General features: G+C 66.8%; 10 protein-coding genes and 1 pseudogene. 8 read left to right on the top strand and 3 right to left on the bottom strand.

All coding sequences use genetic code 11. The features are described 5' to 3' along the window. Positions 1-11: 11 nt before the first annotated feature. Entirely contained in the window at positions 12-311 is a 300-nt protein-coding gene (locus tag G369_RS0130855; RefSeq protein ID WP_244164405.1) for a TssQ family T6SS-associated lipoprotein, read from the bottom strand. A gap of 247 nt (positions 312-558) precedes the next feature. Between G369_RS0130855 and tssJ the strand changes: the two genes are divergently transcribed. The 7 genes from tssJ to G369_RS0130890 all read left to right on the top strand — a co-directional run bounded on the left by tssJ (position 559) and on the right by G369_RS0130890 (position 13,365). After that, on the top strand, positions 559-1,077 hold the full coding sequence (tssJ, locus tag G369_RS0130860) for a type VI secretion system lipoprotein TssJ (RefSeq protein ID WP_019657940.1): 519 nt from the start codon (positions 559-561) through the stop codon (positions 1,075-1,077). 256 nt (positions 1,078-1,333) lie between these two features. Beyond that, positions 1,334-2,629: a type VI secretion system baseplate subunit TssK gene (gene tssK, locus G369_RS0130865; protein WP_240650024.1), complete on the top strand. Its 1,296-nt coding sequence runs from the start codon at positions 1,334-1,336 to the stop codon at positions 2,627-2,629. Positions 2,630-2,637: 8 nt separating this feature from the next. Continuing rightward, positions 2,638-4,044, top strand: coding sequence for a DotU family type VI secretion system protein (locus G369_RS0130870; protein ID WP_019657942.1), 1,407 nt, complete (start codon positions 2,638-2,640; stop codon positions 4,042-4,044). Then, the gene (tssM, locus tag G369_RS0130875; RefSeq protein WP_019657943.1) at positions 4,044-7,706 is read left to right on the top strand and encodes a type VI secretion system membrane subunit TssM; all 3,663 of its coding nucleotides are present in this window, start codon (positions 4,044-4,046) and stop codon (positions 7,704-7,706) included. Before G369_RS0130870 ends, tssM begins: the two co-directional genes overlap by 1 nt. A gap of 1 nt (position 7,707) precedes the next feature. Continuing rightward, positions 7,708-8,421, top strand: coding sequence for a type VI secretion system-associated protein TagF (tagF, locus tag G369_RS0130880; RefSeq protein ID WP_019657944.1), 714 nt, complete (start codon positions 7,708-7,710; stop codon positions 8,419-8,421). Between the two features lie 82 nt (positions 8,422-8,503). Further along, entirely contained in the window at positions 8,504-10,582 is a 2,079-nt protein-coding gene (locus G369_RS0130885; protein WP_026346779.1) for a serine/threonine protein kinase, read from the top strand. Between the two features lie 203 nt (positions 10,583-10,785). Continuing rightward, on the top strand, positions 10,786-13,365 hold the full coding sequence (locus tag G369_RS0130890; RefSeq protein WP_020723379.1) for a hypothetical protein: 2,580 nt from the start codon (positions 10,786-10,788) through the stop codon (positions 13,363-13,365). Positions 13,366-13,407: 42 nt separating this feature from the next. On the opposite strand, the pseudogene G369_RS0130895 reads toward G369_RS0130890, so the two are convergent. Together G369_RS0130895 and G369_RS38800 are read right to left on the bottom strand one after the other, a co-directional pair. After that, positions 13,408-13,815: pseudogene (locus tag G369_RS0130895) on the bottom strand (magnesium chelatase subunit ChlI family protein); the annotation flags it as partial. Between the two features lie 249 nt (positions 13,816-14,064). Continuing rightward, on the bottom strand, positions 14,065-14,685 hold the full coding sequence (locus tag G369_RS38800) for a hypothetical protein (RefSeq protein ID WP_157773823.1): 621 nt from the start codon (positions 14,683-14,685) through the stop codon (positions 14,065-14,067). A 281-nt stretch (positions 14,686-14,966) separates the two neighbouring features. Between G369_RS38800 and G369_RS38805 the strand changes: the two genes are divergently transcribed. Further along, positions 14,967-15,602, top strand: a complete 636-nt coding sequence (locus tag G369_RS38805; RefSeq protein WP_157773824.1) for a hypothetical protein — start codon at positions 14,967-14,969, stop codon at positions 15,600-15,602. Position 15,603: the final 1 nt, after the last annotated feature.

Below are 15,603 nucleotides of genomic sequence, written 5' to 3' on the forward strand. Positions count from 1 at the left end.
GATGTTCTTCATCAACGCTTCATTCGCTTGGCGGCCTCGAAGGCGGGGCCCCACACCGGGTGCTTGCGCTCCGCCACGTTGAGCTCGAAGGTCGGGAACGCATCGAGGATCTTGCGGAACTGCAGTCGGCACTCGGGGATCTGGTTGGCCACGCAGTAGCTGAAGGCCTCGAGCTTCATCGCATCGAGGCGCGTGGCCGGTTCCGCGCCTTCGAACACCGACACGCCGCCGCTCTTGAGCGTGCTGAGCGCCTTGGCATAGTCGCCTTCGTCATAGGCCTGCTGCGCCTTCTCGAGCGTGGTGCGGGCCACTTGCTGGCTCAGGCGTTCGGGTTGGGGCGCGGGCTCGGGCGGCGGCGTGGTCGTGCAGCCGGCGACCGCAAGAAGAGCTAACGCCAGAGCAGGCAGACATGACTTCAATCTTCTCTCCTACTTTGCAGAAGGCAATGAACAGGCAATGCTTGGAAGGTGTGCCGCTTGATTGCGGCATGCACGCGATGCGCCATCGTAAGGGCGTATGACTTCGATAATATAAGCCGCGAACCCCTGGGAGATTTCAATGCATCGAAGAAGCTTGCTACAAGGCGCACTTGCAACCACACCGTTGTGGGCGGGCCTCATCAGCGGATGCGCATCGACGGCCAAGTCCATGCCCACGCCCTACGCGGTCACGATCAGGATCGACGAAGGCGTCAATCCCGACGGCCGGGGGCAGGCCGCTCCGATCCTCGTCAAGGTCTTCGAGCTGAAATCTTCCGGCAACTTCGAGACGGCAGATTACTTTGCATTACAGGACCGTGACAGAGAGACGCTGAGCACCGAACTCGTCAATGCGGACCAGGCCATCATGCGCAGCGGCGAAGAGCGCGTGTTCAAGCGCGAGGCCGGTCTCGACTCGCGCGCCATCGGCATCATCGCGGGCTATCGCAAGCTCGAAGCCGCTCGCTGGCGCATCGTGCTGCCGCTGAAGGAACCGAAGCAGACGAACCTGTACAAGGTGTGGCAGTTCTCGCCGAGCGAACAGGCCGTGCAGGTCGCCGTGCGCAAGACGGGCATCGAGCTGCTACCAAGTCGTTAACTTTGCACTGAAGGTACTCAATGACTAGTACCAAAGTGCGAAGAATTCATAAGATAAATGCGGTGCAAAACGTAAGAAGCGACGTGTAGCATCGAGATCAAAACAAGTGGACCGGGAGGCCGCTCTCCCGCGCATCTCCCGCTCCGGCGTGAGCACTCCCCAGGAGGTCTTTTTGGTGACAGTTCGCAATCCGGGCGCTGCAAGAAATGGCGCCCATCCGCAGGCATTGGCGAATCGCGTCGTGTGGTCCGAGGGCATGTACCTGCGCCCCCAGCACTTCCAGCAACTGGAACGCTATGTCGAGCAGTACGTGACGCGGCGCACCGCGGGCCTGCAAGGCGCCTACTGGGGTTGGCTGCACCTGGACATCGACCGCGACGCCTTCGCGCTGGGCCGCGTGTCGCTGCTCGGCGGCGCGGGCGTGATGCCCGACGGCACGCCGTTCTCGTTCGGCGCCGAAGACGCGCCGCCTCCGTACGAAGTGCCCAGCGAACTCACCGACGAACTCATCGTTCTGGCGCTGCCCCTGCGCAGGCCGGGCAGCGAGGAGGTCATCTTCTCGGAAGACGAGGGCTCCGCCGCGCGCTTCGGCGTGATCGAGCGCGAGGTCAACGACGGCAATGCCGTCGCGCTGGGTCCGGCGGTGCTGCAGCTCGCCGCGCCTCGCCTGCGCCTCGCGCGCGCTTCCTCGCTGACCGCCGAGTGGCAATCCATCGGCGCCGTGCGCGTGATCGAGCGGCGCACCGACCACAAGCTGGTGGTCGACGCCAACTACATACCGCCGGTACTCGACGCCTCCGCGCACCCCATGCTGCGCAGCATGATCGCGGAGCTGCACGGCCTGCTCACGCAGCGCTCCGAGGCTCTGGCCTCGCGCCTCTCGCAGCCGGGCCGCGGCGGCGTGAGCGAGGTCTCCGACTTCCTGCTGCTCGAACTGGTCAACCGCTATCTCGCGCTCACCTGGCATGCGCAGCAGGCCGTTCAGGTGCACCCCGAGGAGCTCTTCGTCGATTGGCTCAAGCTGGCCTGCCACCTGGCCACGCACACCTCGCCCACGCGCCGTCCGGTGCTGTGGCCGATCTACGACCACGACAACCTCAACGAGTGCATCCGACCGCTGCTCGAAGAGCTCCGGCGTTCGCTGTCGGCCGTGCTCGAGCAGAGCGCCATCGCCATCGAACTCGAAGAGCGCAGCCACGGCGTGCGCGTGGGCCGCATGCCCGACCCGGTGCTGGTGCGCAACGCCGGCTTCGTGCTCGCGGTGCATGCCGACCTTCCGGCCGATGCGATCCAGCAGCGCTTCCCGACGCAGGTGAAGATCGGCTCCGTCGAGCGCATCCGCGACCTCGTGCAGCTGCAGCTGCCGGGCGTGGTGGTGCGTCCGCTGCCGGTTGCGCCGCGGCAGATTCCGTACAACGCGGGCTACCACTATTTCGAACTCGACAAGAGCGGCGACATGTGGCGCCAGCTCGAGAAGTCGGGCGGTGTGGCGATGCACCTGGCCGGTGACTTTCCCGGGTTGGCCATGGAGTTCTGGGCCATCCGTCCGTGAGGGACTCTATGAACGGTGTCAACGACATGGCCGTCGGTCCGGGAGGCTTCGTGCCGCCGAATCCCGGCGGCGGCAACGCCAATGGCGACATGGGCGGCATGCCGCCCGCCTCGCGCGGTGCCGGCATGGGCGGCCTGGGCGCGCAGCCCGATTCCTTCACCGCCTGGCATGACGCGCGGCGCCCGCATGCGGGCGACACGGCGCTCGCGGGCAACAACCCGCTCGTGGCCGCGGCCAACCCGCTGCTCGACCTGATCCCGCAGATCCGCGCCACCGGCCACCATCCCGCGCCCTCTCAGCTGCGCGAGCATCTCGTCGACGAGGTCCGCCGCTTCGAGACGCGCGCACAGCAGGCGGGCATCGCGCCTGAGGTCATCATCGGCGCGCGCTACTGCCTGTGCACCGCGGTCGACGAGGCCGCCGCGCTCACGCCATGGGGCGGCAGCATCTGGTCGTCGCAGAGCCTGCTGGTGATGTTCCACAACGAGACCTGGGGCGGCGAGAAGTTCTTCCAGCTCCTGTCGCGCCTGGTGCAGAACCCGCAGCAGCACCTGCACCTGATCGAGCTCATCTATTTCTGCCTGGCGATGGGTTTCGAGGGGCGCTTCCGCGTCATCGACAACGGCCGATCGCAGCTGGAGACGCTCAAGCAGCGCCTGCTGCAGATCATCCGGCAGACGCGCGGCGAGATCCCGGTTCCGCTGTCGCCGCACTGGCAGGACGGAAGCGCCCCCGTACGCCGTTCGCGCAACTGGCTGCCCGTGTGGGCGGTGGGTGCGGTGGCGGCGGTGCTGCTGATGGGCGTGTTCGCGTTCCTCACCTTCAACCTCGCGGGCCACTCCGACGGCGCCTTCGCGGCCGTCAACGCGGTACGCCTGCCGCAGGCCGAGCGCGCGGTCGTCATGCCGGCGCCGGTGCCGCGCCTGCAGCGCTTCCTCGAACCCGAGATCCGCGAAGGCCTGCTGACCGTGCGCGACGAGGCGGATCGCAGTGTCGTGGTGCTGCGCGGCGACGGCCTCTTCGCCTCGGGCTCCGACCGCGTGCTCGACCGCTATGCGCCCGTGCTCACGCGCGTGGCCGATGCGCTCAATTCCGTGGAAGGCAACGTGCTGGTCAGCGGCTTCAGCGACGACCAGCCGATCCGCAGCGTGCGCTTCCCCTCCAACTGGCAACTTTCCCAGGCCCGCGCCGACGCGGTGAAGAAGATGATCGCAGCGCGACTTGCGCGGCCCGAACGCCTGCGCGCCGAAGGCCGCGGCGACGCAGACCCGATCGTGCCCAACGATTCCCCCGCCAACCGCGCGCGCAACCGCCGCGTCGAGGTGACGCTGCTGGTGGCGCCGGTGGCTCCCGCGCCTCTCGTTGCGCCCGCACCCGCACCCGTGCCCGCACCGCGCTCCGGAGGCAACCGCTGATGCTGCGCGCCGTCTTCCGTTTTCTCATCAGCCGCGACCTGTGGGTCTTCCTGGGCCTGGTCGCGCTCGCCTTCCTGATCTGGGTCATCGGCCCGGCCATCGCGGTGGGCCGCTACCGTCCGCTCGAGGACGAGATCGTGCGCATCGTGGTCATCGTGCTGATGTTCACGATCTGGATCGTGCGCGTCATCTACCGGAAATGGCGCGAGCGCCGGCTCAACGCGCAGCTGCTCAACCAGCTGCGCACGCCCTCCAAGAGCGAGAAGGAAGCCAAGCCCGAGGACGCGCCCGAGATCAAGGAGCTGCAGAGCGGCTTCACCGACGCCACGAACATCCTGAAGAACATGCGCTTCGGCGCGGATGCCGACGGCAAGCCCGCCAGCCGCTTCTCGCTGTTCGACCGGCAGTATCTCTACCAGCTGCCCTGGTACATCTTCATCGGCGCGCCGGGCTCGGGCAAGACCACCGCGCTGGTCAACTCCGACCTCGACTTCCCGCTGGCCGACCAGCTCGGCAAGGCCGCGGTGCGCGGCATCGGCGGCACGCGCAACTGCGACTGGTGGTTCACCAACGAGGCGGTGCTGATCGACACCGCCGGGCGCTACACCACGCACGAAAGCAACCGCGAGACCGACGAGAGCGAGTGGAAGGGCTTCATCGAACTCCTGAAGAAGTTCCGCCCGCGCCAGCCGATCAACGGCGCGATCCTCACCATCAGCATCGCCGACCTGCCGCTGGCCGACGACGCCCAGCGCGCGCGCCACGCGATGGCGCTGCGCAAGCGGCTGCTGGAGCTGCGCAACGACCTGGGCATCGACTTCCCGGTGTACGTGCTGGTCACCAAGACCGACCTGCTGGCCGGCTTCAACGAATACTTCGGCTCGCTGGGCCGCACCGAGCGTCAGCAGGTGTGGGGCTTCACCTTCCCGATCCAGGGCAGCCCGGCGAAGGCCGGGAAGGGGAACAAGGGCGCGGCGCCCGTGGGTGCCGACCTGCGCGAGCGCTTCCACCAGGAATACAAGCTGCTGCACCAGCGCCTGGACGAGCGCCTGCCCGAGCTGCTGGCGGCCGAGTCCGACCCGATGCGCCGTGCGCAGGCCTACCTGCTGCCGCAGCAGTTCGCGAGCTTCGAGGACATCCTCGGCACCTTCCTGGCCGACGTGTTCAATCCGTCGAAGTTCGAGGCCGCGTCGATGCTGCGCGGCGTGTACTTCACCAGCGGCACTCAAGAGGGTACGGCCTTCGACCGCGTGATGGGCGCCATCAAGCGCTACCTGCAGGTCAATGCGCCGCCTGCACCGCCGCCGGGCCCCGGCAAGAGCTACTTCCTGAAGGACCTGCTGCAGCAGGTGATCTTCCGCGACGCGGGCGTGGCCGGCACCAACCTGCGCTGGTACCGGCGCAAGCGGGCCATCGACATCGCGGGCTACAGCGTGATCGGCGTGCTGCTGGTGCTGCTGCTGGGCGCCTGCGTGAACAGCTGGCGCAACAACAAGGACTACGTGGCCGAGGTAGACACCAACGCCAAGGCCTTCAACAAGGCCGCAGCGCGCGGCGAGCTGCCCACGGTGGTCGACACCAGCGGCGACATCGCGAGCTCGCTGCTCATCCTCGACAGGCTGCGCGATCTGCCGAAGTCCAGCCACTTCGACATCGGCGATCCGCCCACCTCCTACCGCTTCGGCCTCTACCAGGGCGAGAAGCTGCAGGCCGCGACCGACGGCGTCTACCAGCGCGCCCTCGAGACCGTGCTGCTGCCGCAGGCCGCGCAGCGCGTGGAGCAGTCGCTGCGCGAGGCCGCGAAGAACGACGCCGAATACAGCTACGAGGCGCTCAAGGCCTACCTCATGCTGTACGACGCCGAGCGCTACGACGCCGACTTCCTGCAGGCCTGGCTGCTCACCGACGTCGACCGCAAGATCGGCGCATCGCTCACGCGCGAGCAGCGCGCCAACCTCGAGTCGCACCTGAAGGCGCTGTTCTCGGGCCGCGTGGTGACCTCGCCCTTCGCCAAGGACGACAGGCTCATCACGCAGACGCGCGAGCGCCTGGCCGGCGTGCCGCTGGCGCAGCGCTCTTACGCGCGGCTGCGCCGCATCCTGCTGCAGACCAGTCCGCCCAATGCGTTCAGCATCGCCGAGGCGGGCGGCGCCGAGTCGGCGCTGGTCATCAGGCGCGCGAGCGGCAAGCCGCTGACCGACGGCATTCCCACGCTCTTCACCTACCGCGGCTACTGGGACATCTTCGACAAGCGCATGGCCGAGACCACGCTGTCGCTCGAGCAGGAAGACCGCTGGGTGCTGCAGATCCGCGCGCCGGGCATCGCCGACATCACCTCGCGCGAGCTGCTGCTGCGCGAGGTGCGCCGGCTCTACCTCACCGACTACATCAAGGTGTGGGACGACTACCTGGTCGACATCCGCCTGGCCGACAGCCGCTCGCTGCTGCAGAGCATCCAGATGACGCGCGTGCTGTCGACCGCCGAGTCGCCGATGTCGCGCATCATCCGTGGCGCCGCGCGCGAGACCGACCTGCTGCGCAACCATGACGAGGCCGCGCGCAGCCTGCTCGACCAGGCGCAGAACCGCGTGCAGAGCACGCGCGAGCGCATCGAGCAGCTCATCGGCCAGCCCGACGGCAGCCAGCGCCGCAACACGCGCGTGGACCGCCCCGAGTCGCTGGTGGACAACCACTTCGAGCCGCTGCGACGCATGGTCACCGCGCCCAAGCAGGGCGGACAGGCGCCGATCGACGCGACGGCAGCGCTCATCAACGAGCTCTACAACTTCCTCACCGCCACCGACACCGCGCTGCGCAGCGGCAACATCCCGCCGACCAGCGACGCCGTCACCAAGGTGCAGGCCGAAGCGGGGCGCCTGCCGGTGCCCTTCCAGGGCATGCTGAACGACCTTTCCGCCACCGCCTCGTCGAAGGCTGCGGCGGTGACGCGGCAGAACATCGGGCAGAGCGCGGCGGCCAGCATCGGCACCTTCTGCAACCAGGCGATCGCGGGGCGCTATCCGTTCACGCGCGGATCGAACCGCGACGTGGCCTCGGGCGACTTCGCGCAGCTGTTCGCGCCGGGCGGGATGATGGACGACTTCTTCCAGAAGAACCTCATCACGCAGGTCGACACCTCGGTCAATCCGTGGGCCTTCAAGCGCGGCGTGGACGGCAGCGCCACCGGGCGCTCGGCGTACCTCGATTCGTTCCAGAAGGCGCAGGCCATCCGCGACGTGTTCTTCTCGGGCATGGCGGGCGGGCGCACGCCCTCGTTCACCATCGACATCCGGCCCGAGGACATGGACGCGGCGCTCACGCAGTTCACGCTCGACGTCGACGGCCAGACGGTGCGCTACGCACACGGCCCGCAGGCGCCCAGCACCATCAAGTGGCCTGGCCCGCGCAACAGCAACCAGGTGCGCCTGCAGGTGACCACCGCCAACGGCACGCCGGCAGGCGGCATCGTGACCGAAGGCCCCTGGGCGCTGCACCGGCTCTTCGACAAGGCCTCGATCTCCGCGGGCAGTTCGCCCGAGTCCTTCAATGCCAGCTTCGACCTGCAGGGCAAGAAGGTGGTGCTCGCGGTCACGGCCAACAGCGTCTACAACCCGCTGCGCCTGCCGCAGATGAACAGCTTCTCGTGCCCGGGGAAGTCCTGAGATGAACAGCAGCATTCCGCCGCAGGCCTGGGTGCCCGTCGACGAGCAGATCGGCTGGTACGGCAAGCTGCCTGCCGCCGGCGACTTCCTCTATCGCCGCATGCCGCGCGAACTCCAGGCCTGGTGGGACCGCTGGATGCAGAACGGCCTGGGCAGCTTCAAGCGCTGGCCCGACGCCATGACGCGCCACTACGCGGTGGCACCGGTGTGGAATTTCGCGATCCCCGCCACGCAGGGCGTCGACGCGGTCCAGTTCGGCTGCATCGCGCCGAGCTGCGACCGGGTGGGCCGCTACTACCCCGTATGCATCACCCTGCAGGTGGCCGCGCGCAGCTACCGCCCCTCGGTGCTCGAAGGCTCGGCCGAGTGGTACTGGCAGTGCGGCACCGCGATGCTGCAGGCCATCCGCCACGGCGTGGCGCCGGACCAGTTCGACAGCCAGGTGCTGGCGGCCGGCCGTGCGGGCTTCCAGACTGCCAGCGGCGGCTCGGACGACATCCTTTCGATCCTCGGGCCTACGGCCGGTGGCGCCAGCGCCCAGCAGCGCCTGGGCTGGCCGGAGCTTCCACTGTGTTTCGACCCCTTCGGCAGCACCAGCTACTGGTGGACCAACCAGGCCGACGGGTCGCCGTTGCGCACAGCCGCCCATGGCGGAGGGCTCAACACGCCGCTGTTTTCCAAGTTGTTTTCGCAGGGACATGTGCCATGGGCATGAACAAGAAGAGCCAGGTCGGCCGATCGATCCAGGGGGGCCATGAGGGTCATGGGGTGGGTCGTCCCGCAGGAGGAACGCAAGCATGACGACCACGCACGGCATCGGAAGCCCGGCGGCCGACGCGCAGGACGAGCGCCCGCATCCGCTGGGCGTGAACCATCGCCTCGACGAGTTCGAACTGCTTGAGGTGATCGGCGAGGGCGGCTTCGGCATCGTCTACCGCGCCTACGACCACTCGCTGCAGCGCGAGGTCGCGATCAAGGAATACATGCCCGCCATGCTCGCGCGCCGCGTGGGCGACAACAGCGTGCACGTGCGCTCGGAGCGCCTTACCGCCACCTTCCAGGCGGGCCTGCGCAGCTTCATCAACGAGGCCCGCACCCTCGCGCAGTTCAGCCACCCGGCGCTGGTGCGCGTGCATCGCTTCTGGGAGGCGAATTCCACCGCCTACATGGCGATCCAGCTCTACAAGGGCCGCACGCTGCGCCGTCTGGCCGAGGAGGAGCCCGGCAGGATCACCGAGCCCTGGCTGCTGGGCATGCTGGGACCGCTGCTGGGCGCGCTGGAGACGCTGCACCGCAGCCAGTGCTTCCATCGCGACATCGCTCCCGACAACATCTTCATCCAGCAGGACGACATGCCGGTGCTGCTCGACTTCGGCGCGGCGCGCAAGTCGATCGCCGACCTCGTCGACGAGGTGGCGGTGATGGTCAAGTCGGGCTACTCGCCCATCGAGCAGTACGCCGACGACAACACGCTGCTGCAGGGCGCCTGGACCGACCTCTACGCGCTGGGCGCGGTGCTGTACCGCGCGGTCACCGGGCACCCGCCGCCCTCGGCCGTGGTGCGCAGCGTGCAGGACGCCTACGTGCCGCTGTCGTCCATGGGCCGCGACGACCTGAGCCCGGCCTTCTGCGCCGCCATCGACCACACGCTGGCCGTTCACAGCAAGGACCGCACGCAGACCGTGGCCGCCTTCGCCGCCGAGCTCGGGCTGGTGAAGCTGGGCGACATCTACGTGAGCGGCATGGGCGTGCCGGCGGTGATCATTCCCGCCGCGCCCGTATCGGCCACGCCGCCGCCTCCGCAACTGACGCCGCAGCAGTTCTCTCCGGTGTCGGCGCCCGCGCCGCTGGAGCCGATCGCGACACCGGTGCCGGTGGCCGTCCCTGAACCGGTGCGCGCTCCCGCGCCAGCGCCGGCACCGCGCGCGGCGCAGGAGGATCGCGGCGCCCGCGCCAAGGCCCAGGCCGCGCAGAAGGGCGCGGCTGCCGCGCCAGCACCGAAGCAGAAGCTCAAGCGCCCGCCATGGGGGATGGTCGGCATGCTGCTGATAGCCCTGGTCGCCGTGGGCGCCTGGATCGGCCTGCGCCTCACCTCGGGCATGCAGCCGCAGGAGCAGAAGACCGCGATGGTGCCGGTGCCGCCGCCGAGCGAGCCGATGTCGAGCAACACCGCGCCGCCGGCCGCGATGCCGCCCGCGGCCAACACCGGCGCCACGCCTTCCGCCGCCGACGGCGTGCCGCCGGCCGTGGCCGGCGGCGCTGCCGCTCAGGCTCCAGCTGCGGCGGCCAGCGCGCCCGTCGCAGGCGCCGCGCCGCTGACGCCGCTCGAAAACGTGCCGGCCTCCACGTCCGGGGCGACGCCGACGACGCCAGCAACGCCCGCCACGCCGGTCACCCCGCCCGAATCCGCGCTCGCCACCGCCGAGGCCGAGGACTGGAACCTCGCGCAGAGCGAGAACACGCGCGAAGGCTACGAGGCCTACCTGCGCCGCTACCGCCGCGGCCTGCACGCCCGCGAGGCGCGCAACGCCATCGCCGAGATCAACCGCGTCTCCCCGCCCTCGGTGCCCGTCGCTCCCGGCACGCAGCCGCCCGGAACCGCCGTCGCAGGTGCCGCTCCCGGCACCCCGGGCGCCACGACCACCGCGCCGGCGGCAGCGCCCGGCATGGGCCGCGTGCTGTTCAACGTCCGGCCCTGGGGCCAGGTGTTCGTCGACGGCGCGGACCGCGGCGTGAGCCCGCCGCTGAAGTCGCTGTCGCTGCGACCGGGCATCTACAACATCGAGGTGCGCAACGGCGATCTCGAGGTGTACCGGCAGCGCGTGACGGTGCAGGACAGCAAGTCGGCGCCCGTGGTGAGTCACGAGTTCAAGTAGCCGGATCCGGCGGCCCGACAGGGCTTTGGCCATAGTCCGCATCCTGCTTTTGCGGGATGGCGCAGCGCGTGGCCGCGCGGGAAGAATGCGTCGCTCCCGCGCGAAGCCGGCTTGATCTCTTCTTTCTTTCTCTTTCTCTCTCGGCCAGTCCGCCTTCCCGTGGGTGTCACCGCAGCCGGCCATCGGCGAGCAGGAGGACGACCATGAGCGCTACGACAAGCAGCGAAGAGGAAGAGCGGCCCGGGACTGCCGCTGCGCGCCATTCGGAGCGCGTGGCCGTTGTCGCCATCCATGGCGTCGCCGACCAGAAATCCGGCGACACTGCGCGCGCCATCGCCTCGCTGATGGTGAATGCCGGCACGCCGTCGGCTCGCTACAGCCATGGCGACTGCAACAGCTTCATCGTGGCGGTGCCGCCGCTGAAGGCGATGGCCGGCAACCGCTCGTCGAAGCCGCTGCCTCCGGGCTCGACGCGGCGCGTCCAGCCATCGATGCAGGCGCCCGACTCGATGGGAAAGGCCTTCGAGCAATCGCTGCGCTCGGACTTCTTGCGCGATGAGTGGATCGTCGGCAAGGGCAGGCTGGATGCTTCCGCTGGCGCCAGGAACCGCGGTCCCACGCCGAGGGCCATGGTCTCGGCCGACGCGGGCATCGCCTTCAGCGACTACCTGCTCTCCAAGTGGAAGGGCGCCGACAACGAGGCCTACGAAGCCGCTCGCATCCGCATGACCCGCACCTCAACCGCTTCGGGCGCATCGCCGCAGCAGGTGGACGTGCACGAGATGTACTGGGCCGACCTGTCGCGGCTGTCGGGTGTGCTGCCGCGCATCGTCACCGAACTCTTCACCGTCGTGTTCCGCCTCTCGCTGCTGGGGCGCGATGCAGTGGATCGTGCCAGTGCCGAGGCCGGGCTGCGGCAGCCGGACGGCAAGCCGCCGCGCCGCTGGCAATGGCTGGCGAAACTGCAGCGAGGGCTGGACTGGGCCTTTTCCAACCTGCTGGCCAACCTGTTCTCGCAGCTGCTGCTCATCGGGCTGCTGATCGTCGCCTGGGGCGTAGCGCAGCCGCACACCGCCGTGCTGCGCACAGTGCTGGCCGTGGCAGCGCCGGCGCTCGCGCTGTGGTGGTACTGCTACCGGTATGGTGCGCGGCCTGCGAACCGCTTCGCTGCGGCAGCCTGCGCGATAGCCGCCACGGCGCTGCTGCACTGGGTGCCGGCGCACTGGGTGGTGGGCCTGGGCTGCCTGGCGCTGCTCGGACTGCTGTTCGACTACGTCCTGCGGGTGGCGGCCGCGCGCTTCCCGGCGATGCGCGCGGTGGGGCTCGCCTTCCTCGCGGCCACGACGCTGCTGTTGCTGGGGCACCTGGTGTCGGCCACGTTCGCGTCCAGGGCGCAAGCGGTCGACCTGCACGACTGGGTGCGCGCCGGCATGCGCGCATTCGAGTTCATGCTGCTGGGCATCGTGATCTGGTGGGCCGCGGCGGTCGTGCCCTTCCTGCTGTGGTTCGTCCTTGGACAGATCGCGGCTCGTGACGGCGATGCCGCGCGCGGCAGCGTGGCGACCGGGCGGCTGGGGCTGATGGTGTCCATGGCTTCCTTCGTCGCTCTCTCGATGGCGATCTGGGCGTTGCTCACCACGCTGGTGGAATTCGGCGCAGAGGGCACTTCGTATTGCCCGCTGATCTTCGACGTGGCCTCGGGCTGTTTCGACAAGGGCTCCAACTTCCTGCACCAGCGCTATCTCCGCAGCACCGAGACCTTCGTGCTCGCAGCAGGCCTTACGCTGGCGCTGCTGCTCTACATGATCGTGGTGCTCGTGCCCAGCGTGCTCGCCGAAATCAGGAACGGCGTAGGCACGGCGCAGGATCTGGGGCGTTGGCTCAGCGGCGGCTACCGCCGGCTCGAAGCCGTCGTCACCGGGCTTGCGGCAACCAGCGTGGTGGTGGCTGCCGTCGTCGGCGTCGTGCTGCTGCTGGCGCGCTGCGGCATCTTGCCGAAGGACCTGATAGGCGGCGCGTACATCGAATGGTTCGGGCCTCTGTCGGAGAGCGTGCTCAAGCCCCTGGTACTCAGTGCCGCCACCGCGGCCGCGGCGCTCTCGGCCTTCGGCGGGGTGCTGTCCCGCTACGTGCCCTGGCTGCGGCTGCCGCTCGACGTGGCACTGGACGTGGACAACCATTTCCGCGAGTTCCCGCGCCACGCCATCCCGCGCGCCCGGATCTTCTCGCGCTACGTGGCGCTGCTCGAACACCTCGTGGCGCAACAGTACGACCGTATCGTGATCGTGGCGCACAGCCAGGGCACGGTGATCTCCACCGAACTCCTGCGCTACCTGCAGCACCGCGCGCAATGGCAGGCCGATGCCGGCATTGAGGACCGCGTCACGCGGCTGTGGCCGCAGCTGCAGGGCAAGCTTCACCTGCTGACCGCGGGTTGCCCGCTGCGGCAGCTTTACGCGGCGCGCTTTCCGCTCCTCTACGAATGGGTGGGGCGGGCCAGGACGCCGGCCAACAGCGGCCCGCTCGCCTGCGACGTCGGCGCCAACCGCTGGGTCAACCTGTACACCACCGGCGACTACGTCGGCCGCTGGCTATGGTGCGACCCGCCTCCTGCGATCGACACCGTGGGCGGCCATGCGACGCTCTGGAACCCGGCGCCGGCCTTCGCGCCGGGGCCCTACGGATCGGAGCACGACGTGTGCATGGGCATCGGCGCGCACACCCACTACTTCGAGCAGGGCGGGACTCAGGCAGCGCAGTGGATCGATTCGCTGGTGAGCTGAGGGGCGAGTCGAGAAGCTCTTCTTCTTTTTCTTCTTCTACTTCTAGGCAGCCCCGCGCAGCGCCCTTCGGTACTGCACCGCCTCCGCCAGGTGTCCGACCTGCACCGCCTCCGACCCTGCCAGATCCGCAATCGTGCGCGCCACCTTCAGCGCCCGGTGCGTGCTGCGCGCGGACCATCCGAGCTTGGCGGCGGCGTTGAACATGAATGCGCGGGCCGTGTCGTCGAGGGCCGCGTGGCGGTCGATGGCCGCGCCGTGCAGCGACTGGTTGGCGTGGCCCTGGCGCTGCATCGCGCGCTCGCGCGCGGCGACGACGCGTTCGCGGATGCTGTCGGTCGATTCGCCCGCAGGCGCTTCGAGCAGCAGTTGGGCCGAGACCGGCGGCACTTCGATGTGCAGGTCGATGCGGTCGAGCAGCGGGCCGCTGAGCTTTCCCTGGTAGCGCGAGATGTGGGGATTCAAAAATACTGGCTGTTCCCTGCTATATAAATCAAAGACTTATGCGCCAACTATGAAACGGTGAACAAATCAGTGATGCATAGTTATTGCGATTTCCCGTGATCAGATCAAATTTTGTACAGACGCTGCCGCGAAGTCACTATTCGAACTCGAAAACCAGAAAACGAGCGAACTGCTCAAAGTCATGGATGCTTGTGAACTAGTCCAAGAGCGGCATCATGCGTTGTCGATGTGGCATCCTTAAATCGAATGACGCGACACCAACTCACCAATGACTACATCAGAGGCAATAAGCACCTCAATCAATGAGCCCCGTTTTTCATGATGTGATAGATGCGGATCGCTTTCAATTGTGGAGCGCTTCCAATATTCTTTATAGTAATAGTTAAACGCTTTGAGGTCTCTCGGGAATTGTTGATCCAACCATGTCGAGTCGACTTTGTAGCCGGCATCGCAGGTGTGAATTTCATAAATTGGAAGATTTTTTGAAAAATTGCTTCGCTCGATATATCTTTGAGCATCCTTTATCGACTGAACCGCAAAAAAAGCATTTAGACGGGATACGGTTTTGAGGTTGATGACTTCAGGATGGCCTGTTCTGAATATTTCAAGATACAGTTCCCTGTAGGCGAACGAGTCAAGCAGCGAGACAGAGGATGGTAAAGAATTCAAGGTGGGAATTTCGTGTAATCCGATGCACTTGAAGTGTTTCCAGCACTTTCTTCCAAATTCGGATATTCTTTCACGTCCCAGCGCAATGGACATGCCAGGACGCAGCTGTTGGGATATATCTACATGAAAGAACTTATTCATTGTTTTGCCAAATAAAGCATGAATCGGCTGCGTCAGGAACAGTGCCATCAAAATTAATGAAAATGCACCAAAGGCAACCGGTCTTGATCGAGAATTCGAAAGTGTAAGACCCTGGTATGGTGGTATTCAAAGTTTGCCTAGCAGTACAATAACTCGCCTGACGTGGGTGCTGTGCTGCAAAGTTATGCAAGCCTTCTTTCTATGACAGGACAATGGATAAAGGTCTCTCTTGGTCTGCAGAAAGCTTCGCTGACCTCTCTGTAGGCCGAAATCCTCGGAGTTCTGAGCGGCCTCATTAGTTTCAGCTCACTTCGAATCGTGAGGCTATGATGAACGACAGTCCTACCTTTTCAATCCATGTGGACGAGAGTCTCTTGCTCCAGGCGCGCTCCATCTTGTCAAAGGCTGGGCTTACCGAGTTCGATGTCGTTCGAGAACTTCTCCACACTATTGTCCGGGACGGTCGGCCGCCAGCGGAATTGATGCAGGCATCCGCGGTTCGGGGAAGCAGCCGCTTCCGTGAGGCTGAGCGATTTTCGAGCGGACCAATGGCGGAGGCCTCCCTTTTGCAGGCCACGGAGGTTGAGCACCCTAAGGAACTGCCTGTGGGGCCAAAGAATTCGTTGGTCAATCCTCCTGCTTCATCGACAGTGGATGCAGTGGAGGCGACCTCGCTCTACTACCCGCCCCACCAGAACCAGCCTCCCGTTGGCCATGAGTCCTGGCTGGAGTACGTGGCAAGTACATTCGATGCGCGACCAGCCCTAGCGCATCTGATGTTTGAGGATGGCTACCGCGATGAGTGCAACTCGGTGCAGATCAAAGTCCATGAAGAGCTCAACGCATTGCGAGCAGCGGCTGGACTACCGCCGTTGCTGCCGAAAGGGGGCGTGCGCACGGTGCTTGAAGAACAGACAGCGGCTGGCGAGAGATCGGAAGGTTCGATCCGCCGGGTTAAGGGGTAGG

The sequence above is a fragment of the Variovorax atrisoli 110B genome, assembly GCF_000382045.1.
GTDB lineage: Bacteria > Pseudomonadota > Gammaproteobacteria > Burkholderiales > Burkholderiaceae_C > Variovorax > Variovorax atrisoli.